Consider the following 23325-nt stretch of genomic DNA (forward strand, 5'->3'; position numbering starts at 1 on the left):
CTAGCCCTTCAGACCGCTCGAAGTCAGCGACTGGACAAAGGTCTTCTGCGCGAGCAGGAACGCGACCAGGACGGGCAGCACCGTGATCACATTGCCCGCCATCACCGCCGACCACCGCGTGTGGTGCTGTCCCTGGAACGTCGTCAGACCGAGTTGCAGCGTGTATTGGGTGTCGTGGTTGATCGCGATGAGCGGCCAGGACAGATCGTTCCAGGTGCTCAGGAACGTCAGCACCGCGACCGTGGCCAGCGCCGGCCGGGCCAGCGGCAGCACGATCGAGAACAGCACCCGCAGCCGCGAACACCCGTCGATCCAGGCGGCCTCCTCCATCTCCCTGGGCAGCGCGAGGAAGAACTGCCGGAACAGGAAGACCGCGAACGGGGTGACGAGCGACGGCACGATCAGCGCGCCGAGCGTGTCGATGAGACCCAGTTCCTTCATCACCAGGAAGGTCGGGATCATCGTGAGCTGGAACGGGATCACCATCGTCGCCAGCATCAGCCCGAGGAGCGCCCGCGACCCGGCGAACCGCATCCGCGCGAAGGCGTAGCCGCCGAGCGCCCCCAGCAGCAGATTCGACAGGACAGCCGCGGCCGCGACGATCAGTGAATTGGCGAACCAGCGGGGGAACATCGCGTTCCCGAGCACATACCGGTAGCCGCCCAGGTCGATCCCGCTGGGCCACAGCGCGGGCGGGAACCGGTTGATCTCCGCGTTGGACATCACCGAGCTGAGCGCCAGCCACACCAGCGGCAGCGCGAAGCACAGGGTCAGCGGCGCCAGCAGCAGATGCCAGCCGCTCGGCCTCCGGGAGGTCGCGGGTGAACTCATCGGACCGCTCCTTCGATACGTTCCTGCCGGCGCCGTACGAGGTGCAGGGCCCCGCCCGCCACCAGCAGGGCGAGGGCGAGGACGTACGCCGCCGCGGCCCCGTAGCCCGCGGTGAACATCTGGAACGCCTGCTGCCAGACGAAGTAGACGACCACGCCGGTCGATCCGAGCGGCCCGCCCTTCGTCGTCACGTAGATGAGGTCGAACACCTGGAGCGCCGTGATCAGCTGCCACAGCAGCAGGAACACGGTGACCGGAGTGAGGGTCGGCAGGATGATGTGCCGCAGCACCCGCCGGCGGCCCGCCCCGTCGATCCGCGCGGCTTCGACGAGTTCGGGCGGGACGTCCTGGAGCGCGGCCAGATAGACGACGACGCAGAAGCCGACGCCGCTCCACAGCGAGATCAGCACCAGCAGATAGATCGCCTGGTCCGGGTCGGTCAGAAAGCCCTGCGGGGAGAGTCCGAGTTTGTGCAGCAGGGAGTTCGCGACACCGAACTCCGGGTCGAGGATGAACGAGAACAGCACGCCCTGCGCGGTCGCCGACACCACGAACGGAACGAAGACGAGTGTGCGGTAGAGGCCGATGAACCGGATGCGGCGGTTCAGTGCCAGGGCGAGCGCCAGCCCGCCGACCAGGCTGAGCGGCACGTACAGGGCGGTGTACAGCAGCGTATTGCCCACGGCCGTATGGAAGTTGGGGTCCTGGAACAGTGCCCGGTAGTTGTCGAGGCCGACCCAGCGGCCCGGGGTGACCAGATCGTCGGCGCGGAAGGAGAGGAGCAGCGACCACACGACGGGCACGATGCTCAGGCCGAGGATCACGACGACCGCCGGGCTGATGAACGCCCAGGCGGTGGCCGTCTCGCGGCGGGTACGGCGGCGGGCGGCTCGTCGCGCGGCGGCCGGGGCCTGCGCGGCGCCGGGTGCGAGCGTGAGGGCGCGGGGAAGGGTGGACATGACGGCCTCCTTCAGCCGGAAGTCAGCTGGGAACGTCTGAAGTCGAGGTCACCGGGGGATGAGCAGGGCCGCGTCGGCCGTGTCGGCGCACCGGCGGATGGCGTGGGCGGGGGAGTCCTTGCCGAGCAGGACCGAGACGATCGCCTCGCCGAGAGCCTGGGAGATCTGCGGATAGGCCGCGTGCACGGGCCGGACCCGCGCGGAGGTCAGCGTGTCGGTGAACACGTCGAGTCCCGCGGTCGTCGCGGAGTGCTCGCGCCACTCCGGCCGCCGGGCGGTGCCCGAGCTGAGCGGGAGGCTGCCTTCCGAGATGCCCCAGCGCGCGTCCTGGGCCGGCTGGATCATCCAGCTCACGAACTCGACGGCCGCCCGGGAACGGGCGGAACCGTTGTCGAACACGGTCCAGGTGTCCGGCCCGGAGATGGTGATCGGCCTGCCGTTGTACGTCGGCAGCGGGACGACGTCGTAGTCGATCTTCGCGGTGATGATGTCCGGCAGCTCCCAGGGCCCGGTCGCCACCATCGCCATCCGGCCGCCCAGGAAGACCTGGTACATCTGCTCGCCGCCGGGCTTCGGGTCGACGTACACGCTCTTGTCGTGGGCCAGCCGGGCGAGGGTCCCAAGTGCCTCGGTGCCCTGCTCGGCGAAGCCGATGCCCTTGCCGTCGGCGGAGACCACCTCGCCGCCGAGGTCCCAGATCATCGGCCACAGCCGCCAGACGGTGTCCTCGTCGCCGGTGCCCGGCCAGCCCGTGCCGAACACCCCGCGCCCGGAGTCGGTGAGCCTCCGCGCGGTGTCGACGAACTCGTCCCAGCTCCAGCCCGGCTTCGGGAAGGGGACCCCGGCCCGCCGGAACAGCTTCTTGTTGTAGACGACGGCCAGCGAGTCGAGCACAGCCGGGGCGGCGCGCACCTTGCCGTTGACGGTGACCGCGTCCCGTACCGGCGCCCAGAAGGAGTTCCACGGCGGAGTGCCCTCGCGCAGCGCGGACGTCAGGTCGACGACCCGGGGGCTGCGTGCGACGCTCGCCAGGTCCGAGCCGAAGATGTAGGCGATGTCGGGGTACGAGCCGGCGGCGAGCGCGGCCGTCACCTTCTGGAGCATCGCGTCGGCCAGCACTCCGCCGCCCGAACTGTCCACGCGGATGCGCGGATGTGTGCGGTTGAACTCGGCCACCAGCGCCTCCACGGCCTTCCTGGCCGTGTCGTTCTGTCCGTGCCACAGCTCGACGGTCACCCTGCCGTCGGCGCCGACGCCGTCCGAGGGGCCGCCGCAGCCGGCGAGGGCCCCGGCCGCCGCCGCGCCCAGGAGCAGCCGGCGCCGCGCGATCGCGCGTGTCATCCCGGCCCCCCTCAGCGGGTCTTGCGGACGTAGTCCGCGCTGCCGGGTGTCGAGACCAGCACGTCCCGGCGCACGATGCTCAGCCGGTCGCCGAAGGCCGAACGGGCCTTGCGCAGACCGCTGTCGGTGTACTCGATGACCACCACCCGGTCGTGGAACGCCTTCGCGTACTCCCCGCACTCGTCGTACTCGCCGCACTCCTCCGCGACCGCGAAGTCGAGCCCGGTCCGTGATCTGAGCGCCGCCAGTTCGACGGTGTTCTTCTGCCCGATGGCCAGATGCCGGGCGTGCGCGTGCCGCGACAGGAGGGTGATGAACGCGGTGGCGTCGTCCGGGGTCAGCAGCTTCCGGGAGCGGGTGTAACTGTCGTAGTTGTCCGGCTCGATCGCGTCGAATCCCTTTTTGGCGCAGTCGTCGATCCACCGGTCGACGCGCGCGGCCACCCGCCGTCGTTTGGCGGGCGTCCGGATGTCGAGCAGTGCCTCGTTCCAGTCCTGGTCGACGACGACCTTGCCGTGCGCGTCCCGCAGCAGCAGGTCGGCGGGCCACTGTCCGCGTTCCTCCGGCTGCGCCTGGAAGGCGTTGACGTAGCAGATGTTGTACAGGCCGGGCGCCGGGGACGACGAGCGGTCGCGGCTGACGATCCGCACACCGGAGGCCGGAGGGTAGGCACCGCCGATCTGGTAGTCGAACCCCGCGTGCAGCGGGGGGAGTTCGACGGCGGTCGCCGTCGGACCGGGCCGATGCGTCGGACTCGGCGAGGTGGTCGCCGTTTCGACGGGCGCCGAGGGATCGGCCGCGGTTCCGGAGGCGGACGGTGAGGCGGCCGGGGCCTTGGACGGTGTGCTCGGGCTCTTCGGCGAGGCGCTCGTGTCCTTGCCCGCATCACAGCCCGCGAGCGTCAGTAGACCGGCCAGGGCCGTGACGGTGCCCAGAACTCCGGCGCGGAGAACACGTTTGACGGGGGGCATGTCCGCTCCATCAATCGCGAGTACGTCCCCGCCTCGGACGCTGCGAGCGATCCTGGCGACTTTGGCCGGACTTGAACCTGGTCCGTTACCGGCTGGGCGTACCTCTGCGTGCCGGGTCGCACCACGGCACGCCAGGATCCAATCGCGGCTGCCCGACTTCGTCAAGGGCCGGCTTCCGTCGGGGGCGCCCTCCGGCGGTTGTTCCGCAGGTCGGGGCGTGGGCCGTCCCAGGGCCTGTCCGACAGGCGCTAGGGGCGAGGGGGATGCGGGGGAGGCGGCGGCAGCGTCGTGACGTCCGGTGCCGGTTCGGGCCAGACGAGCAGCACCGGGCAGGGCGCGTGGTCGACGACGAAACGACCGGCCGGTCCCAGGCTGTGCGGGCCGAGCCGGCTGCGGTCGCCGTCGCGGGCCAGGACGAGCAGTCCGGCGCCCTCGGCCGCGGCGACCACCTCCCGCTCGACCCGGCCGGTGCGCTCCAGCCGCGTCGCCGGGCCCGCGAGCCGCTCGGCCGCCGCGTCGAGGAGCTCGGCGCCGGAAGTCGTACCGAGAGTCTCCAGCAGGTCCCCCGGATCGGGCTCGGAGCGTCCGCGGCCGAGGAGCCCCGCGAAGGCGCCGTGCGCGAGACCGGGCACACCGGGATCCGCGACATGGAGCAGCACCACGTCCGTCGCGCCGGGAGCGTGCGTACGTACGGCGTCCACGCACGCGGGCCATGTTCCCTCGACCAGCCAGACGACCACCCGCATGTCCATCAGCCTCCGATGACGTGGAGCGAGAACCACAGCGCCAGTACGGCGGGGACGAGTGCCGCGGGTACGGCGATCAGGCCCAGCCGGGTGAACTCCTTGAGATCGACGCCGTGTTCGTGCTGATGCACGATACGTCGCCACAGCAGCGTCGCCAGGGAACCGGCGTACGTCAGATTGGGCCCGATGTTGACACCGAGCAGCACGGCGAGCACGGCGCCCGCGCCCGAGTCGGCGGCCAGCGGCAGCAGGACGAGGACCGCGGGCAGGTTGTTGATCAGGTTGGCCAGTACGGCGGCGAGCGCGGCGATGCCGAGCAGGGCCGACAGTGAGCCGCCGTCCGGGAGGAGGCTGTCGAGCGCGTCGGCCAGACCGTTGTCGACCACCGCGCGGACGACGATGCCGAGTGCGAGGACGAAGGCGAGGAAGGACGGCGCGGCGGCGCGCACCACGGTGAGCGGGGTGGTGCGGCGGCGGACGAGGGCGCGGGTGGCCAGGACGAGCGCCCCCGACGCGGCGGACCAGGCCGGATCGACGCCGACCGCCGAGGCGAGGACGAAACCGGCCAGGGTGCAGCCCACGGTGACCAGCGCGAACAGCGGCAGCTCCGGCGGCTCCTCGGCCCGGCGGGGGAACGCGCCCGCCCCGAGGTCGCGGGCGAAGAAGCGCCGGAAGACCACGTACTCGGCGCCGATCGCGACGAGCCAGGGCAGCACCATCAGCGCGGCGAAGCGGGTGAAGCTCAGACCGCTGGCGGTGAACGCGAGCAGGTTCGTGAGGTTGGAGACCGGCAGGAGCAGCGAGGCGGTGTTCGACAGGTGGGTGCACGCGTACACATGCGGCTTCGGTCGGGCTCCCATCCGCGCGGCCGTCGCGAACACGACGGGGGTGAGCAGCACGATGGTCGCGTCCAGACTGAGCACCGCCGTGATCGCCGAGGCGAGCACGAAGACCGCGGTCAGCAGGCGGCCGGGCTGTCCCGCGGCCCAGCGGGCCATCCACGCGCCGCAGGCCTGGAACAGCCCCTCGTCGTCGCAGAACTTGGCCAGGACGAGGACCGCCGCGAGGAAGCCGATCACCGGACCCAGATGCGCGGCCTCCTCGCGGACGTGATCCCAGGAGATCGCCCCCGTGGCCAGGACAAGACCGGCGGCGGGCACGGCCACCGCCGCCTCGGGCCAGTCGAACGGCCGCACCACCGCGCAGACCAGGACGGCCGCGAGCAGGACGACGGACAGTGCCTCGGCGAACGGGCTGCCGAGAGCGGTGGCGAGCGGCGCGGCGAGGTGCGCGGCGACATGCGTGCCGGGCCCGGTGGAGAGAGTTCCGGCGAGGTGATCGCCGGGCCCCGTGGAGAGCGCCCCGACGAGCGGGGTGCCGGCCGTGCCGGAGATGGCTTGGACGAGTGGGCTGTTCAGGATCGGGTCCTCCGGGCGGTGATGGCGGCGCCCTCCATCACATCAGACACCCCGCCGCCCGCCCGCCTACGCCCTGCCCCCGCGTCGCCGACCCGCCCCGCACGTCACCCCCGAACGGCTTTCACTCCTCGCCGAGAAGCGACAGCTCCGCCCAGATGGTCTTCCCCTCCGGGGTGTGCCGGCTGCCCCAGCGCTGGGTGAGCTGGGCGACGAGGAGCAGCCCGCGTCCGCCCTCGTCGAAGGTCTTCGCGCGGCGCAGATGCGGCGCGGTGTGGCTGCTGTCCGAGACCTCGCAGATCAGGGTCTCGGCGTCATGGATGAGCCGCAGCCGGATGGGCGGCTCGCCGTAGCGGATGGCGTTGGTGACCAGCTCGCTCACCACGAGTTCGGCCGTGAACGTGGCCACGGTCAGCTCCCAGACCTCCAGCTGATCGGCGACCTGCTTGCGGATCGGCGCGACGAGGGCGGGGTCGGCGGGAATGTCCCAGGTCGCCACATCGGACGGGGCGAGGCCATGGGTACGGGCGAGGAGCAGCGCCACGTCGTCCGGGGCGCCGCCCGCGGGAAGCAGCGTCTGGAGGATCGCGTGGGCCGCCCCCTCCAGGGACCGCGAGGACTCCTCCAGCGCCCGGCAGAACAGCCGGAGGCCGGTGTCGACGTCCCGTTCGCGGCTTTCGAGCAGGCCGTCGGTGTACAGCGCGAGCACCGTGCCCTCCGGCAGGTCGAGCTCGACGGACTCGAACGGCAGCCCGCCCAGGCCGAGCGCCGGACCGGGCGGTACGTCGATCTGCCGGGGCGGGCCGTCCGGCGGCAGGACGAGGGGCGGTGGGTGGCCCGCGCTGGCGAGGGTGCAGCGCCGGGAGACCGGGTCGTACACCGCGTAGACGCAGGTGGCGCCGACCTCCCCGGTGGTCCCCTGGGACCCGGCCTCGGCGGACAGCCGTACGACGAGGTCGTCGAGGTGGGTGAGCAGCTCGTCCGGGGCCAGGTCGATGTCGGCGAGGGTGCGGACGGCGGTGCGCAGTCGGCCCATCGTCGCCGAGGCCTGGATGCCGTTGCCGATGACATCGCCGACGACCATGGCGACCCGCATCCCGGACAGCGGGATCACATCGAACCAGTCGCCGCCCACCCCGGCCCGCGCCGCGGGCAGATAGCGCGACGCCGCCTCCAGGGCCGCCGTCCGGGGGAGGGACTGGGGGAGCAGGCTGCGCTGGAGGGCCAGCGCGGTCTGGCGCTCGCGGGAGAAGCGGCGGGCGTTGTCGATGCAGACGGCGGCCCTGGCCGTGACCTCCTCGGCGAGCAGTACGTCGTCGGTGGTGAAGGGTTCGGGCCGCCGGAACCGGCTGAGTACGACGACCCCGAGGGTCCGGCCGCGGGCCCGGACGGGTACCGACATGGTGGCGTGGATGCCGTACTCCCGGACCTGCTTGCCGCGCAGTCCGTCCCAGCTCAGCCATTCCTCCAGCGTGCCGGTCGCGTTCGGTGCGACGAGCGGCCGGCCGGCGATCAGGGAGTCGGCCTGCGGGGAGGACGCGGGATAGACGTCGACGTCGCCGGGTTCGACGACCGCTTCCGGATCGCCGGTGTGCACCGACCGGTGGGCGGCGCGGCGGAGCATGATCGGGGCGGTCGGCGGTTCGACGCGGTACTCGCCGCCGTTCTCCGGGGGGTCCAGCAGATCGACGCTGACGAAGTCGGCGAGCGCGGGGACGCAGACGTCGGCCAGCTCCTGGGCCGTCCGGGTGACGTCGAGGGTGGTGCCGATGCGCTCGCTCGCCTCGTTGACGAGCTGAAGCCGCTTCCGGGCCCGGTACTGCTCCGTGAAGTCGTGCGCGGCCAGACACACGCCGAGCACCCGCCCGTGGGTGTCGGTCAACGGGGCGATCCGCGCGAGCCAGTGGTGCGCCCGCTCCTCACCGCCGCTGCGCGCGTACGTCTCCACGTCACGCCCCCGGCCGGAGGCGAGGACCGCGGCCATCTCGCGCTCCAGCTGCTCGCCGGCCCGCCGGTCGCCGATCTCGGAGATCCGCAGACCCCGGATGCGGTCCTCCGGGAGGCCGACCACCTCGGACATCGCGTCATTGATGCCGTACAGCCGCAGCCGTTCGTCGTAGACGGCCATGGCGCAGGGTGCCTGGGCGAGGACCGCGCGGATCAGCGGGTCGTCCACGGTGGGTGGCTCCCGGCCGTCCAGCGGGGTGAGCACGAGCCATTCGCCGCTCCGGTCGAGGCGGTGGGCGAGCAGCCACACGGACAGGACCCGGCCGTCGCGGTGGCGCAGGGCGAGCACCCCGTTCCGGCGGTCGCCGGTGGACCCCGTGGGCGGGGCGGTGTCCGCGGGGGCGAGGAGATCCGCCGCCGGGCGGCCCACGACCTCCTCGGGTGCGTAGCCCAGGAGCCGACGGGCGCCCTCGCTCCAGCGGATCAGGGTGCCGTTCCCGTCGATGACCGCCCGCGCGGTGGCGGCCTCGTCGAGAGGGTGGACCGGGCTCATCGTCGCCACTTTCCCTTGTGCACACTCACCGTGAACAAGCGCGTCGTCCGGGTTCCAGCCTAGTGGCTGGGAGTCTCGCGCACCCCCGAACGTGGACGGCTCGGACAGCCATTCGTACGGCGCGTTTTCGGCCGCTGAGGCTCGCCGTACGGAAGTGACGGCCTGACCCTTGACGCCGCTGTGTGTCCCTCCGTCAGAATCTGTTTGTTCGCGATCAGTTGTGATCACTTATGGGACCTGATGAGGGAGAGCCGCCGTGACGGTCACTCGAAGATCGGTATTGATCGCAGGAACGGCCGTACCCGCCGTCGCGCTCCCGGGCGCCGCCGACGCCCGGCCGGCGTCCGCCGGGAACGCCGGGGGACGGCGCACACTCGCGCTGCGCGACGGCTGGCGCTTCGCGCTGGTCGACCCGGGCAACATCACCGACCCGACCGGCGCCTACACGGGGGCCGAGCAGCCCGGTTACGACGACTCGGCGTGGCGCGCGGTGGCCGTGCCGCACGACTGGAGCATCGAGCAGGCCCCCACCACGGAATACGGCACCACCAGTGGCACTGGATTCTTCCCCGGCGGCCTCGGCTGGTACCGCACCGCCTTCACTCTGCCGTCCGCCTTCGCCGGCAAACGGATCTCCGTGGAGTTCGACGGGGTGTACATGGACGCCTCCGTCTACTGCAACGGCGAGGAAGTCGGCCGCCACCCCTACGGGTACACCGGCTTCGCGTTCGACCTGACCGGCCTGCTGCACACGGACGGCGGCACCGCGAACGTCATCGCGGTCCAGGTGCGCAACCAACTCCCCAGCAGCCGCTGGTACTCGGGCAGCGGCATCTACCGCGACGCCCGACTGGTCGTGACGGAGTCGGTCCACGTCGCGCGCTGGGGGACCCGGGTGACGACGCCGGAGGTCGACGGGGAGCGTGCCGTCGTCCGGGCCCGGAGCACGGTCGTCAACGAGACCGGTGCCCCGGCCGACGTCCAGGTGGTCTCACGGATCGTCGGCCCCGACGGCCGGACCGCCGCCCGTACGGCCACCACGGTCACCGTCGGCGAACGGACCGACGAGACCCACGAACTCACCGTCGACAAACCGAAGTTGTGGGACTTCGCCACCCCGGAGCACCGCTACACCCTGGAGACCGAACTGCGCGTCGGCAGCGCCGTCGTCGACACGTTCCGCACGCCGTTCGGCATCCGCACGGTCCGCTTCGACCCGGACGAGGGATTCCACCTCAACGGAACGTACGCCAAGATCAAGGGCGTCGACCTGCATCACGACCAGGGCGCCCTCGGCGCGGCGATCAGCATCGACGCCGTACGCCGCCAGATGACCATCATGAAGTCGATGGGCGTCAACGCGTTCCGCACCTCCCACAACCCGCCCTCGCCGCAGATCGTCCAGGTCTGCGAGGAGCTCGGCATCGTGATGATGGTGGAGGCCTTCGACTGCTGGCGGACCGGCAAGACGGCCCACGACTACGGCCGTTTCTTCGACGAGTGGTGCGAGAAGGACGCCACCGAGATGGTCCTCGCGGCCCGTAACTCGCCCGCCGTGGTGCTGTGGTCCATCGGCAACGAGATTCCCGACTCCACCTCCACCGCCGGGCTCGCCATGGCCGACCGGGTCATCGGCGCCATCAGGGCCGCGGACGACACCCGCCCGCTGGTCATCGGCTCGGACAAGTACCGCCGCGTGCCCGCGAAGGGTTCCGCGGCCGACCTCATGCTCGCCAAGCTCGACGGTCTCGGCCTCAACTACAACACCGCCAAGTCGGTGGACGCGCTGCACGCCGCCTACCCCCGCCTGTTCCTCTTCGAGTCCGAGTCGTCGTCCGAGACCTCGACCCGCTCCGCGTACCAGGAGCCGGAACACCTCAACACCGGGGAGAACCACACCCCTGGCAGGCGCGCGGTCTCCTCCTATGACAACAACCTCGCCTCCTGGACGATGAGCGGCGAGTACGGTCACAAGAAGGACCGGGACCGCAAGTGGTTCGCGGGCGAGTTCCTGTGGTCGGGCATCGACTACATAGGCGAGCCCACGCCGTACGACGTCTTCCCGGTGAAGGCCTCCTTCTTCGGCGCGGTCGACACCGCCGGCTTCCCGAAGGACATGTACCACCTGTTCAGGAGCCAGTGGACGAGCGAGCCCATGGTCCACCTGCTGCCCATGAGCTGGAACCACACGGTGGGGGACACCGTCGAGGTCTGGGCCTACGCGAACGTCGACACCGTCGAACTGTTCCTCAACGGGAAGTCGCTCGGCACGCGGACGTTCGACACCAAGAAGACCACCGACGGGCGTACGTACCTGGAGACCACGGAAGCGACCGGCGACGACAAGACCTTCACCGACGGCCCGTATCCCGGGAGTTACACAAGTCCGAACGGCAGCGCGGGCAAACTGCATCTCGTCTGGAAAGTCCCGTACGCGCCCGGGGAGTTGAAGGCGGTGGCCCGGCACGACGGCAGGACGGTCGCGACGGACGTCCTGCACACGGCCGGGGCCGCGCACGCGATCCGGCTGACGCCGGACCGTACCTCGTTCGGGGCGGACGGCCGTTCGCTGGTGTTCGTGACCGCCGAAGTGGTCGACGCCCATGGTGTCGTCGTGCCCGACGCGGAACACCCGATCGCGTTCGACGTCGACGGCGGATCCCTCGCCGGCCTCGACAACGGCCGCCAGGAGAGCGCCGAGCGCTATCAGGCGAGCACCCGAACCGCCTTCCACGGCAAGGCACTTGCCGTCGTCCGCTCCGGGACGAAGCCGTGCGCCCTGAAGGTGACCGCGCGGGCTCCGGGACTGCGTACGGGCTCCACGACCGTACGCGCCACCCCCGCCGGGTCCCGGGCGACCACGCCCGCGACGCCGTTCCCGTCCGACCACCCGGCAGCCCCCGACTACCCTTACGCGGACGCCGGTTACTCGGGCCGCCCGGACTCGCTGCCGGCCGCGATGCTCGACGGCGACGCGGCCACCGGCTGGTCCAACGCCTTCTACAAGTCCGCCACGGCGCTGCTTCCCGCGTTCAGCGGGGCCCGCCCCGAGGACTGGGTCTCGGTCACCTGGGCGCGCCCCCGCCGCGTGGACCGGGTCGAGGTCTCCTTCACCGTCGACGCGACCCACACCCGCCCGGCCGGCGTGGAGGTCTCGGTGTGGGACGGCGAGCGGTATGTGCCGGTGCGAGGGGCGGCCGTCGACTGGGCCACGACGGCGGACGCGCCGACCGTGATCACCTTCGACGCGGTACGCGGCTCACGGCTGCGTCTCGTCATGGCGAGCGGGCACCCGGGCGCCGCCGACGGCGGACTGCGGATCAGCCGGCTGGAGGTCCCGGTCGTCTGACGGGCCGGGGGCGAGGGCCCGCCGCTCGTGCTCGGTGAGCGTGTGGAGCTCGGCCGGGCCGAGCGGACGGTGCACCTCGACGTACTCGCCGTGCGGCAGGCGCCTGACGACGCCCGTCGCACGGCCGTGCGCCACCAGCTCGCGGTCCCGCAGCTGCAGACCCAGACAGAAGCGCCGTGTCACGACGAACGCGACGACGGGGACGACCAGCAGGGAGATCCGCACCGTCCACGTCACCGTGTTGATCGACAGATGGAAGCGGGTCGCGACGATGTCGTTGCCGCCGCCCGCGAGCAGGATCAGATACAGGCTGATCCAGGCCGCCCCGAGCGCGGTGCGGACCGGCCGGTTGCGGGGCCGGTCCAGCAGATGGTGCTCGCGCCGGTCGCCCGTGATCCAGGCCTCGACGAACGGGTACACGCCGATGGCGATCAGGAGCAGCGGGAACACGAGGACGGGGACGAGCACACCGAGCACGAGGGTGTGGCCCCACAACGTGATCTCCCAGCCCGGCATCACCCGCACCAGTCCCTCGGCGAATCCCAGGTACCAGTCGGGCTGGGCGCCCGTCGACACCTGGTCGGCGTGGTAAGGGCCGTACGCCCAGACCGGGTTGATGGTCGCGACCGCCGCGATCACCGCGAGGACACCGAACACCAGGAAGAAGAAGCCGCCCGCCTTCGCGAGATAGACCGGCATGAACGGCGTTCCCACGACGTTGCGTTCGGTCCTTCCCGGCCCCGCGAACTGGGTGTGCTTGTGGTACACGACCAGGATCAGATGGGCCACGACGAGCGCCGCCATGATGCCCGGGATCAGCAGGACGTGCAGCGCGTAGAAGCGGGCCACGATGTCATGCCCCGGGAACTCCCCGCCGAACAGGAAGAGGGACAGGTACGTGCCGACGACCGGCGTCGCGAGGAGCGCCCCGTTCACGAACCTGAGCCCCGTCCCGGACAGCAGGTCGTCCGGCAGCGAGTAGCCGAACAGGCCCTCGAACATGCCGAGGAGCAGCAGCGTCCAGCCGAAGACCCAGTTCACCTCGCGGGGCTTGCGGAACGAGCCCGTGAAGAAGTGCCGCATCATGTGCGTGAGCATCGCGGCGACGAACACGAGCGCGGCCCAGTGGTGGATCTGCCGGATGAGCAGCCCGCCCCGCACGTCGAAACTGATGTCCAGCGTGGAGGCGTACGCCTCGGACATCCGGATGCCGTTCAGCGGGACGTAACTGCCGTGGTAGACCACCTCGTTCATCGACGGATGGAAGAACAGAGTGAGGTAGACGCCGGTGAGGACGAGGACGGCGAAGCTGTAGAGGCATATCTCGCCGAGAAGGAAGGACCAGTGGTCCGGGAAGACCTTGCGCAGGTACCGCCTGCCGAGGGAGTGGAGACCGAGGCGGCCGTCGAGCCAGTCGGCGACCCGCTCCCCGGAGGCCGCCCGCCCGCCGGAGGCCGCCCGTTCGCCCGTTCGTCCGGTGCCGGGGGCCGTCATGCGCGCCTCCCCTCGGCCGCCTCGCCGAACCCGTCCGCATCGGCTTCCTCGTCGCGCCGGACGTGCGTCAGCTTCTCGGGATTGGTGACGATGTAGACGTCGGACACCTGCTCGCCGTCCGGGGTGAGGTCCATGACCATGACGGCGTAGGGCGAGGAGCCGTCGAAGACCACCGCGGAGTCGTCGCCGTTGACCCGCCGGTAGCGGACGTCGAGACCGGCACCACGGCGGGTGGCGTAGCCGGCCAGCAGACGTGCCGCCTTGTCCCGTCCGCGCACCGGCCGCAGACCGGCCGAGCGGGCCTTGCCGCCGCCGTCCGTCCACACCGTGACATCGGGCGCGAGGATCTCCATCAGCGCGGTGATGTCACCGCCGAGCGCCGCGTCCACGAAGCGTTCGGTCGCCTGCCTGCGGACACGGGGATGGGCCCGGTAGAGCGGACGGCGGGCGTGCACGTGTTCCCGGGCGCGGTGCGCGAGCTGGCGGACCGCCGCGGGACTGCGGTCGATGACCTGCGCGATCTCGGTGTGCGGATAGCCGAACACCTCGTTGAGGACGAACACCGCGCGCTCCAGCGGGGTCAGCGACTCCAGGACGACCAGCATCGCGAGCGAGACGGACTCGGAGCGCAGGGCGCGGTCGTCGGCGCGCTCGGCGGTGGCCGGCTCGTCGAGCAGGGGCTCCGGCAGCCAGGGGCCCACATAGGTCTCGCGTCGGCGGGTGATGGCGGCGCGCCGGGCGAGCGCGTGGTTGACAGCGATGCGCACGAGGTAGGCGCGCGGGTTGCCGATGTCCTCGAGGGGAGCGCGCCGGGCGCGGCCTGTCCATGACAGCCAGGTCTCCTGGAGCACGTCCTCGGTGTCGGCGACGGTTCCGAGGATGTTGTAGACGATCGCGAACAGCAGCTCGCGGTGCTCGACGAAGACCCGCGTCGGGCCGTCGACGACGGCCTCGGGACTTTCGGACATGGCTCGCCTCCCTTGATGCGCTCACCACTGCGAGGGGAGAAGAGGGCCCGAATGTGACATCAGACGGCCGAAATGTGACGTACGTCTCATGCCGGGTTCCGTGCGTCACACCGGCCGCGCCGACCGCCCTCTTGATCGCGAGTCCGCCTACGCGGCACTCCGATGCCCCGGCACAAGGAGACACGCATCGTGTTCAAGAAATGGCACGGCAACCCCTGGGCGATCCTCGTCACGCTCTCCCTCGGGTTCTTCATGACGCTCCTGGACCTGACGATCGTGAACATCGCGATCCCCGACATGGGCCAGGACCTGGACGCCTCCCTCGACGAGATCCTGTGGGTCGTCAACGCCTACACCCTCGCCCTCGCCGTCCTGCTGATCACCGCGGGGCGCCTCGGTGACCTGCGCGGCAAACGGAACCTCTTCGTCGCGGGCGTCGCCCTCTTCACGGTCGCGAGCCTGGCCTGCGGCCTCGCGCAGAGCCCGGCGCAGCTGATCACGTTCCGCGCGGTGCAGGGCCTCGGCGCCGCGCTGCTCATGCCGCAGACCCTGTCGATCATCGCCGAGGTGTTCCCGGCCGACCGGCGGGGCGCGGCGATGGGTGTGTGGGGTGCCGTCGCGGGGATCTCCGGAGCCCTCGGGCCGATCATCGGCGGCGCATTGATCACTCATCTCGACTGGCGCTGGATCTTCTACGTCAATCTGCCGCTCGGCGTCCTGGTGCTGGTGCTCGCCCTGGCGATCATCCCGGGCACCCGACGCTCGGTACGGCACCGCTTCGACACCTTCGGCGTCGTGCTCGCCTCAGGCGCCCTGTTCTGTCTGGCGTTCGGCCTGACCGAGGGGCAGCGCTACGACTGGAACGGCTGGATCCGGGCGCTGTTCGGCGCGGCCGCGGCTCTCTTCGCCGGGTTCCTCGTCCATGAGCGCGGCCGGCAGACCCGCGATCCGCTCGTCCCGTTCTCGCTCTTCAAGGACCGCAACTTCACTCTCATCAACTTCGTGGGCGTCACGGTTTCCTTCGGCGTCATCGGGATGTTCCTGCCCCTGACCATCTACCTCCAGTCCGTCCTCGGCTTCAGCGCGCTCAAGTCCGGACTCGTGATGCTGCCGCTCGCCCTCGGTTCGTTCGTCATGGCCGGACCCGCGGGAGTCCTCGCGGACCGGATCGGCGGCAAGTACATCCTGATGAGCGGGCTGCTCGCCTGGGCCGCCGCCCTGGTCTGGATCGTGGCCGCGACCGACGTCGGATCGAGCTGGACGGCGGTCGCCTTCCCGCTCTTCCTGGCCGGGCTGGGCGCCGGCTGCACCTTCGCGCCGATGGCCACCGAGGTCATGCGCAATGTCCCGGCACCGCTGTCCGGCGCGGCCGCGGGCGTGAACAACGCGCTGCGGCAGGTCGGTTCGGTCCTCGCGGGCGCCGTCGTCGGGGCCGTGCTCCAGGCACAGCTCGCCCACTCGCTCACCGACCAGGCACGGCAGCGCGCCGGACAGCTCCCCGCCGGATACCGCGAGGGCTTCGTCGCGGCCTTCTCCCGGGCCGAGTCCGACGTGTCCGCCCGGCAGACGACCGGCGCCCCGGCCGGCGTGCCGCACGACATCGCCGACCGCATGCGGGAGCTCGGCGGCCAGGTGTTCGGCCACGGCTTCGTGGACGCGATGGGCCCCGCCGTCCTGGTCTCCGCCGGAGTCCTGCTGACCGGCGCGCTCGCCTGTCTCTCCGTACGCCGTCACCGCGGCCCGTCCGCCAACCCGCACGCCCTGCCCGTGTACGAACCCGAACTGGAGGAAGCGAGCTCATGAGCATCGACCTCACCATCATGTACGCCGCCCACGACGCCTTCCGGCGCGACCTGGACCGGCTCGGCAAGGCGGCCGCGGACGGCACCGCGTTCACCCCACCGGTCCGCGCCGGCTGGGCCGACTTCACGCACCAGCTGCACATCCACCACACCGCCGAGGACAGCGACCTGTGGCCGCGCGTGTCACGCAGGGTCGAGGGCCGCCCCCGGGACCTCGCCCTGCTCGCGGAGATGGAGGCCGAACACGCCCGGCTCGACCCGCAACTGGCCGCCGTGGAAAGGGCGTTGCGGGACGGCTCGGCCGAACTCCCCGCGCTGGTGCACACCCTGGCGACCACGCTCGACGACCACCTCGCGCACGAGGAGGGGAGCGCCCTGCCGCTCATCCAGGAGGTGCTCACCCCCGCGGACTGGGCCGCCTTCACCGGAGCCATCCGCAGGACGCAGGGCCTGCGCGGGGCGGCCGTGTTCGTGCCGTGGATCGTGGACGGCATCCCGCCCGCCGACCGCGCCGTGTTCCTCGGCGCGCTGCCCCCGCCGGTCCGCGTCCTCAACCGGCTCGTCTGGGAGCCGGGCTACCGCAGGCGCGGTGTGTGGGGGAGCTGACCCGGCGGCGCGGGCAGATCCGAGGCAGGGTTCGCGCCGAGGTGGCGCGGGGCGCCGGAACCGCGTGGGGCGCTCGGACCGTGCGGCGCGCCTGGACTGTCCGGGGTGCCCGTGCGGGGCGCGCCTGGACCGTGCGGGGATGCCCGTGCGGGGCGCCCGGACCGTGCGGGGCGCCGGGGGCTCGGGCTCCCATACGGGGAACCCGAGCCTTCTCGGGGCCGCCGACCGAGGGCGGGAAGATCGGGGTCGGCGGCCGGTTTCGCGCGGGAGAGCCGCCGTCCCGCGCGGGGCCTTCGAGAAGGGCCGGTCTCAGTGGACTACGGAGTTCTGTGCGCCGGGAGCGTGCGAGAGAGCCCGGCGCGTGCGCACGGTTCACACGGGGCGCATGAAATATCGAAAGCCGGTACGACCTGGCTGAGTTGCCGACCGCTTTTGACATTCTTTCAATAAGGTCGATCTCACTGGTGCGCCTTGTTGGTCACGAGTGTGTTGTGCGAAGGTGAGCCTCCTGCGCTTGGCCAATGGCCGGGTCTGAATCGCTGTTCGCCATTCCTGGCTGTCGACGAGCTCAAGAGGCTCCTGACCGACGGTCGCCGCACGGCCTTCGTCCCCGGCCGTTTCCCGGCGCTCCGTCAAAAAGGTCCACACCAATCAGGACTCCTTTTCGACGGGCAAGCACATACTGTGTGCCACTTTGCACCTCGGAAGGAACCCGCTCGCCGTGCGTACCCCCCACCCACCGCTTCCCGCCCATCCGCCCGGCGGATATTTCGGCGAATCCGACGAGGAGCTCGCCGCTGTGCTGAGAGGCGGGGCGGAGGCTGACGCCACCCGTTCCGTCGCTCTGCTGACGGCTCGGCACTGGCGGCCGGCGTACGACTACGCGGTGATCTGCCTCGCCACTTCGTCGCAGGTCGCCTCCATGGTCACCGAGGCGTCCTTCCATCACGTGCTCGACCGCCTCGCCGAGGGCGAGCAGGCTCTCGCGCTGCGGCCCCGACTCCTCGTGACGGTACGGGACACGGTCCGGAACTGGGCGGCGGACGACCGGATATCAGAAGCCCTGCCGGCCTTGAGGAAACCCGCGGGGGGCCGCGGTATGCGCCTGGCGAAGTCCATGACGGCCGAAAACCGCAAGCTCGCCGAACATGCTTTCCTCGCTCTTCCGGGCGCCGCCCGATGCCTGTTGTGGCACACCGAGGTGGAGGACGAGTCGCTGTCCGTGCCGGCCGGCCTTTTGGGAATGGACGCCGACACCGCGTTCGCCGCCTGGGATCAGGCCCGCGAGCAATTTCGCCAGGCCTGCCTGCGCGCCCATCTGGAACTCGCCCCGACCAGAGAATGCGGTTTCCACAACCGGCTCCTCGACGCGCCGATCCGGCGCGGTGGAGCCTTGCTGCCGGACGTCCAGCAGCATCTGGCGGAGTGCTCCTACTGCCGCTACGCGGCGGCTCAACTCGGCCATTTTGAGGGAGGGTTGGGGGTCCTGATCGCCGAGTCCGTGCTCGGCTGGGGCGCTCGTCGCTACTTCGACTCCCGCCGGAGCCGCGGGCGGCAGGCACTACGGCACCGGAGCGCGTCCCCGTTTGGCGGCCGACGACAGCGAGGCGGTGAGCGCCCCGGCAAGGGCAAACGTCCCGTGGACGACGGACGCCTGGGACGTCGTGGGCGACCCGGCGCGGGTGGGGGCTCCGGGGACGACCTGCGCTTGGAGAGTGGTGAGGCGTCGGCGGACGGTGGGCGTCCGGTGGTGGGCGAACGCTTCGGGGACGACGTGCGCTTGGAGAATGGTGAGACCCTGGCGGGTCGTGGGCGACCCGGCGCGGGTGAGCGCTTCGGAGACGACCTGCGCTTGGAGAGTGGTGAGGCGTCGGCGGACGGTGGGCGTCCGGTGGTGGGCGAACGCTTCGGGGACGACGTGCGCCCGGAAGGCGGTGGGCGCCCGGCGTCCGGTGGGCGCCCCGGTGCGGGCGGCCGCCGTCGTCGCGTGTCCCCGTTCGCCCCGACGGGGCGCCGCGCCGCCGGGCCGGTGGAAGTACCGCAGCAGGCACTGGTCACCGGGGCCGGTCTGTCGGCCGCCCTGCTGGCGACCGTCCTCGCGGTCAGCCTGTGGCCGAACGAGGAGGGCGCCGCCGACCCCGCGGCCGCCATCGGCGCGAGCAGCAGCCGGACACTGTCACCCACCCAGGGTTCTCAGGTCCCGCCCGTGATGTCCACCCCGTCCACCGCGGCCGGAGTCTTCGTCAAGGGGGACCGGGCCCGGCTGCGCAACATGGACGCCGACATGTGCCTCGACGTCCGGGACTCCAGGGCCGTGGAAGGCGCCGAGGCCACGCTGGACGTGTGCTCGTCCGCCTGGACCCAGCAGTGGGTGTACGAGCGGGACGGACTGCTGCGCAGCGTCGCCAGTCCCGGGCTCTGCCTCGACGCGCGTGCCGACGACGGTGTCCTCCTGCTCGACCGCTGTGCCGGCGAGGACGCGAAGCAGCGCGAGGACATGCGCTACGACCTCACCGAGGAGGGCGAGTTGCTGTCCCGCGGGCGCGACGGACTGGCCGTCGCACCCGCGTCCACGGACCCCGGCGCCGACATCGTGGTCAAGGTCCGCGACTACTCCGACATACAGCGCTGGCGGACCGAGGCCGGCTAGCGGCCCCCCGATCCGCTGCCGCCCGTCGCGGACCAGGGCCGACGGGAGCGCGGCCAGGGCCTGTCTGACCGTTCCCGCCGGGCCCGCGGCGTCTGGCACCGCACTCCCCCAAGCTCTTCGAGCAGGGGGGACCCCCACGCCGCTGTGTCGGGCACGCCCGAGTACGCCCGGTACGAGGGCGGCCCTCCGCCTTGCGACGCACGGCACCGGACGCCGCTGCCTGATCCGACGCGAAGTGTCGGACAGGCCCTAGGAGACGACGTCCTGGGGCGGCTTGCCCGCCAGGAAGTCCGCGGCGTTCTGGACGGCGGCCAGCGCGATCCGTACCAGGGTCTCGCGGGTGACACCGGCGACGTGCGGAGAGAGCACCACGTTCGGCGCCTTGAGCAACCGCAGGGCCGGGGTGGGCGGTTCGGGGTCGAAGACATCGAGGCCCGCTCCGGCGAGGGCGCCCGCGTGCAGCGCGTCCGCGAGGGCGTCCTGGTCGATCAGGGCGCCCCGCGAGGTGTTGACGACGAACGCGGTCGGCTTGAGCAGAGCGAGCCGCTCTGCGTCCAGCAGATGCCGGGTCGCCTCGGTGAGCGGCGCGTGCAGGCTGACGTAGTCCGATATGCGCAGCAGTTCGTCGAGTTCGACATGACGGGCGCCGAGCCGGGCCTCCGTCTCGGCGGACGCGGGCGTGGGCCCGGAGTACACGACGCTCATGTCGAACGCGACCGCGCGCCGGGCGACTTCCTCGCCGATGTGCCCGAGTCCCACGATGCCCAGCGTCTTGCCGGACAGCTCGGTGATCGACTGCTGGAGCCGGGGCAGCGCCCAGTCGGCCTCGGTCAACGCGGTGTGGGCGGGCACCAGTTGCTTGGCCAGGGCGAGCATGAGGGCGAAGGTCTGCTCGGCCACGTTCTGCTTCTCGGCGCCGCTGGAACCGATGTTGCACACGGGGACGCCCCGCTCGCGGGCCGCGTCCAGATCGACGTAGTCGAAGCCGTGGCTCGCGCACTGGATCAGCTCCAAGTCCGGTGCCGCGGCGATGTGTTCGGCGGTCACCGGGCCGAGGCCCGTGACGACGACATGGGCCTCGCGCAGCGCGGCGGGGTCCTCGTCCGTCGACTCCACGACGGTGACGCGGACCTGCCCGGGAAAGAGCGTGGCGAGCGCGGCTCCCGCCGTACGGCCGCCGACATGCGGAGAGACGACGGCGAGCACGTTCTTCGTGACGGTCATGCGGTTTCCTCGATGAGGTCGTCGGGGCGCAGGGAGTCCGGGCGGGCGTGCCCGGACAGGGCGAGGGTGAGATCGAACTCGGCGAGCAGACAGCGGACGACGTGTTCGACGCCCGCCTGCCCGTCGAGGCCGAGCCCATAGGCGTACGGACGTCCGACGAGCACCGCCCGCGCCCCGAGGGCGAGCGCCTTGAAGATGTCGTCGCCGGTGCGGATACCGCTGTCGAAGAGCACGGTGAGCCGGTCGCCCACCGCCTCCACCACGCGGGGCAGCGCGTCGGCGGCCGCGACCGACCCCGCCACCTGCCGGCCGCCGTGGTTGGAGACCACCACGCCGTCCATCCCGGCCTCGGCGGCGCGCCGGGCGTCGTTCGGGTGCAGGACGCCCTTGAGGACGATCGGCCCGTCCCAGTTCTCCCGCAGGAACGCCAGATCCGGCCAGGTCTTGCCGGGGTCCGCGAACATGTTCACGAAGTGCATCACGGCCGCGTTCGGGTCCTCGTGCACCGGCTTGGCCAGACCGGCCCGGAACGCCGGATCCGAGAAGTAGTTGGCGGTGCCCACGCCGTGCAGGAACGGCAGGTACGCCTGGTCCAGATCGCGCGGGCGCCAGGCCAGCAGCGGCGTGTCGAGCGTGACGAACAGCGCGGTGAACCCGGCCGCCTTCGCCCGGTCAAGGAAGCTGCGGGTGACCTCGCGGTCCTTCGCCCAGTACAGCTGGAACCAGCGTTCGGCGTCCCCCATGGCCTCGGCGACCTGCTCCATGGGGGTGCTGGAGGCGGAGGACAGGATGTAGGGGACGCCCTGCGCGGCGGCGGCCCGCGCCGCGGCGCACTCCGCGTCCGGGTGCATGATCGACAGCACGCCGATCGGCGCGAGCGCGAGCGGCGCCGGCAGCGGGCGCCCCAGCACCTCGACGGACAGGTCGCGTTCGTGGACGTCCCGCAGCATGCGCGGCACGATCCGGCGCCGGTCGAGGGCGTCCCGGTTGGCGCGCGCCGTGCTGCCGTTGCCCGCGCTGCCCGCCACATAGCCGACCGGTCCGGGGCCGAGCCGCTGTTCGGTGAGCTCCTCCAGCCGTGTCAGATCGGTGGGCAGCCGCGGTACGGCGCCCGTCATTCCGTTCAGATAGATCTCGTACTGGAAGTCGGCCCAATGCTTCGCCATCCGTACGTCCCGCCTCTCGTCCCTGAGACCGCGCTGTACGAGGTCGATCCTGGCGACTGTGACAAGTCCCGTCCACTGTGGTGCGCACAACGTGCGGCTGGAATCATCACCCTGTGACAAACAAGTTGTCCGAGGTCCGCGAACGCATCCGGCAGGAGATGGTCGCCGACCCGCGCGTCGTGGAGGCGATCGTCGCGGCGGTCCACGAACAGGTCCCGGTGTACGCGGCACTCGACGACAGCCGGCTGCCCGAGGTACGCGCCATCGCCGCCTGGGGCCTTGAGCGGCTGCTGCACCTGTGGGCCACCGACGGCACACTGGGGCCGGCCGATCTGCGGCGCTTCCGCGGCATCGCGTCGGCCCGTGCTGCGGACGGGCGCCCGGTGCAGGCGGTGCTGCGCGCCTACCGGGTGGCGGGCACCGTCCTCACGGACGAGGTCGCCGCTCGCGCGCCCCGGCTCGCCGCCGCCGACGCCTTCGCACTCACCCGCATGCTGCTCGTCACCCTCGACACCCTCTCCGAGGAGATGGCCACCGCGTACGCCGCCACCAGCGAGGACCTGGCCGGTGACCGGACCCGGGCGCTGCGGCTGCTGCTCGACGACCTGATCGCCGGGCGGCACGCCTCGGTGGGCGCGCTCACCGACCGCTCCGCCCGGCTGGGCATCCAGCTTCCGGACCCCTGCTGCCTGCTGGCGGCGGAACCGGTCGCCGCGGAGCGGCCCGACCTCGCGCACGAGACGGCGACGGGACTGCTCGACGCGCTGGCCGGTCCCGGGGGCGAGGTGACATCCCTGGCGACGGTACGGGGCTCCCGGGCCGTTCTGCTGCTGCCGCTCGCGGCTGCGGCACACGTGGGGGCGGTCCTCGGCGAACGATCCTGGCGCGGGTGTGTCATCACCGGCGAGGGCCTGGACCGGGTCGCCCTCGCGCACCGGCTCGCCGCCGACGCCCTCGACACCGCGCCGGCCCACGCCCATCGGTCCGGGCACGTCCTCACGGATGCCGACGCGCAGGTCCTCGCCCTACTCGCGGGGCGCCCGGCGGCCGCGCCGGATCACATCGCCCGGCTGGTGCTCGGGCCGCTCACCGACGCCGCTCAGCGCCATCTGCTGGAGGCGCTCACGGCGTACATCGACTCGGGATCGGCGAACGCCGCCGCGCGGGCCCTGCACCTTCATCCGCAGTCCCTGCGCTACCGCCTGCGCCGCATCCACGAACTGACCGGCCGCGACCCGCGCGACCCGTGGCACCGCCTCACCCTGGACATCGCCCGCACGATCCGCGACTGAGCACCGGCCGG

The 23325-nt window shown here is 71.7% G+C and carries 16 protein-coding genes; 5 read left to right on the forward strand and 11 right to left on the reverse strand.

What is annotated here, in order from left to right; all coding sequences use genetic code 11:
- From ACZ4N5_RS21535 to ACZ4N5_RS21565, 7 genes are all read right to left on the reverse strand, one after another.
- Positions 1–831, reverse strand: coding sequence for a carbohydrate ABC transporter permease (locus ACZ4N5_RS21535; protein ID WP_467758666.1), 831 nt, complete (start codon positions 829–831; stop codon positions 1–3).
- Positions 828–1790: a carbohydrate ABC transporter permease gene (locus tag ACZ4N5_RS21540; RefSeq protein WP_467758667.1), complete on the reverse strand. Its 963-nt coding sequence runs from the start codon at positions 1788–1790 to the stop codon at positions 828–830. Before ACZ4N5_RS21540 ends, ACZ4N5_RS21535 begins: the two co-directional genes overlap by 4 nt.
- A gap of 48 nt (positions 1791–1838) precedes the next feature.
- The gene (locus ACZ4N5_RS21545) at positions 1839–3131 is read right to left on the reverse strand and encodes an ABC transporter substrate-binding protein (protein ID WP_467758668.1); all 1293 of its coding nucleotides are present in this window, start codon (positions 3129–3131) and stop codon (positions 1839–1841) included.
- An 11-nt stretch (positions 3132–3142) separates the two neighbouring features.
- The gene (locus tag ACZ4N5_RS21550) at positions 3143–4102 is read right to left on the reverse strand and encodes an endo alpha-1,4 polygalactosaminidase (RefSeq protein ID WP_467758669.1); all 960 of its coding nucleotides are present in this window, start codon (positions 4100–4102) and stop codon (positions 3143–3145) included.
- A gap of 248 nt (positions 4103–4350) precedes the next feature.
- On the reverse strand, positions 4351–4848 hold the full coding sequence (locus ACZ4N5_RS21555; protein ID WP_389284246.1) for a universal stress protein: 498 nt from the start codon (positions 4846–4848) through the stop codon (positions 4351–4353).
- Between the two features lie 5 nt (positions 4849–4853).
- Entirely contained in the window at positions 4854–6086 is a 1233-nt protein-coding gene (locus ACZ4N5_RS21560) for an arsenic transporter (protein ID WP_467758758.1), read from the reverse strand.
- Positions 6087–6387: 301 nt separating this feature from the next.
- Entirely contained in the window at positions 6388–8763 is a 2376-nt protein-coding gene (locus ACZ4N5_RS21565) for a SpoIIE family protein phosphatase (RefSeq protein ID WP_467758670.1), read from the reverse strand.
- Between the two features lie 256 nt (positions 8764–9019).
- Here ACZ4N5_RS21565 and ACZ4N5_RS21570 point away from each other — a divergent pair, with 256 nt between their 5' ends.
- The gene (locus ACZ4N5_RS21570; protein WP_467758671.1) at positions 9020–12112 is read left to right on the forward strand and encodes a glycoside hydrolase family 2 TIM barrel-domain containing protein; all 3093 of its coding nucleotides are present in this window, start codon (positions 9020–9022) and stop codon (positions 12110–12112) included.
- Here ACZ4N5_RS21570 and qcrB read toward each other — a convergent pair.
- On the reverse strand, positions 12023–13606 hold the full coding sequence (gene qcrB, locus ACZ4N5_RS21575) for a cytochrome bc1 complex cytochrome b subunit (RefSeq protein WP_467758672.1): 1584 nt from the start codon (positions 13604–13606) through the stop codon (positions 12023–12025). The two genes, ACZ4N5_RS21570 and qcrB, sit on opposite strands and share 90 nt — an antisense overlap.
- Positions 13603–14574 carry a sigma-70 family RNA polymerase sigma factor gene (locus ACZ4N5_RS21580; RefSeq protein ID WP_467758673.1) on the reverse strand — a complete coding sequence of 324 codons (972 nt, stop codon included), beginning with the start codon at positions 14572–14574 and terminating at the stop codon, positions 13603–13605. Before ACZ4N5_RS21580 ends, qcrB begins: the two co-directional genes overlap by 4 nt.
- Before the next feature lie 189 nt (positions 14575–14763).
- Between ACZ4N5_RS21580 and ACZ4N5_RS21585 the strand changes: the two genes are divergently transcribed.
- The 3 genes from ACZ4N5_RS21585 to ACZ4N5_RS21595 all read left to right on the forward strand — a co-directional run bounded on the left by ACZ4N5_RS21585 (position 14764) and on the right by ACZ4N5_RS21595 (position 19632).
- Positions 14764–16377 (forward strand): MFS transporter, encoded by a 1614-nt coding sequence (locus tag ACZ4N5_RS21585; RefSeq protein ID WP_467758674.1) that lies wholly within the window; start codon positions 14764–14766, stop codon positions 16375–16377.
- Positions 16374–16982 carry a hemerythrin domain-containing protein gene (locus ACZ4N5_RS21590; RefSeq protein ID WP_467758675.1) on the forward strand — a complete coding sequence of 203 codons (609 nt, stop codon included), beginning with the start codon at positions 16374–16376 and terminating at the stop codon, positions 16980–16982. Before ACZ4N5_RS21585 ends, ACZ4N5_RS21590 begins: the two co-directional genes overlap by 4 nt.
- A 721-nt stretch (positions 16983–17703) precedes the next feature.
- Entirely contained in the window at positions 17704–19632 is a 1929-nt protein-coding gene (locus ACZ4N5_RS21595; protein ID WP_467758676.1) for an RICIN domain-containing protein, read from the forward strand.
- A gap of 249 nt (positions 19633–19881) precedes the next feature.
- Here ACZ4N5_RS21595 and ACZ4N5_RS21600 read toward each other — a convergent pair whose 3' ends face one another.
- Together ACZ4N5_RS21600 and ACZ4N5_RS21605 are read right to left on the reverse strand one after the other, a co-directional pair.
- Positions 19882–20856, reverse strand: a complete 975-nt coding sequence (locus ACZ4N5_RS21600) for a 2-hydroxyacid dehydrogenase (protein WP_467758677.1) — start codon at positions 20854–20856, stop codon at positions 19882–19884.
- Entirely contained in the window at positions 20853–22022 is a 1170-nt protein-coding gene (locus tag ACZ4N5_RS21605; protein ID WP_467758678.1) for a lactate 2-monooxygenase, read from the reverse strand. Before ACZ4N5_RS21605 ends, ACZ4N5_RS21600 begins: the two co-directional genes overlap by 4 nt.
- Before the next feature lie 113 nt (positions 22023–22135).
- Between ACZ4N5_RS21605 and ACZ4N5_RS21610 the strand changes: the two genes are divergently transcribed.
- The gene (locus tag ACZ4N5_RS21610) at positions 22136–23314 is read left to right on the forward strand and encodes a PucR family transcriptional regulator (RefSeq protein ID WP_467758679.1); all 1179 of its coding nucleotides are present in this window, start codon (positions 22136–22138) and stop codon (positions 23312–23314) included.
- Positions 23315–23325: the final 11 nt, after the last annotated feature.

This window comes from Streptomyces sp. NPDC026500 (assembly GCF_055567635.1).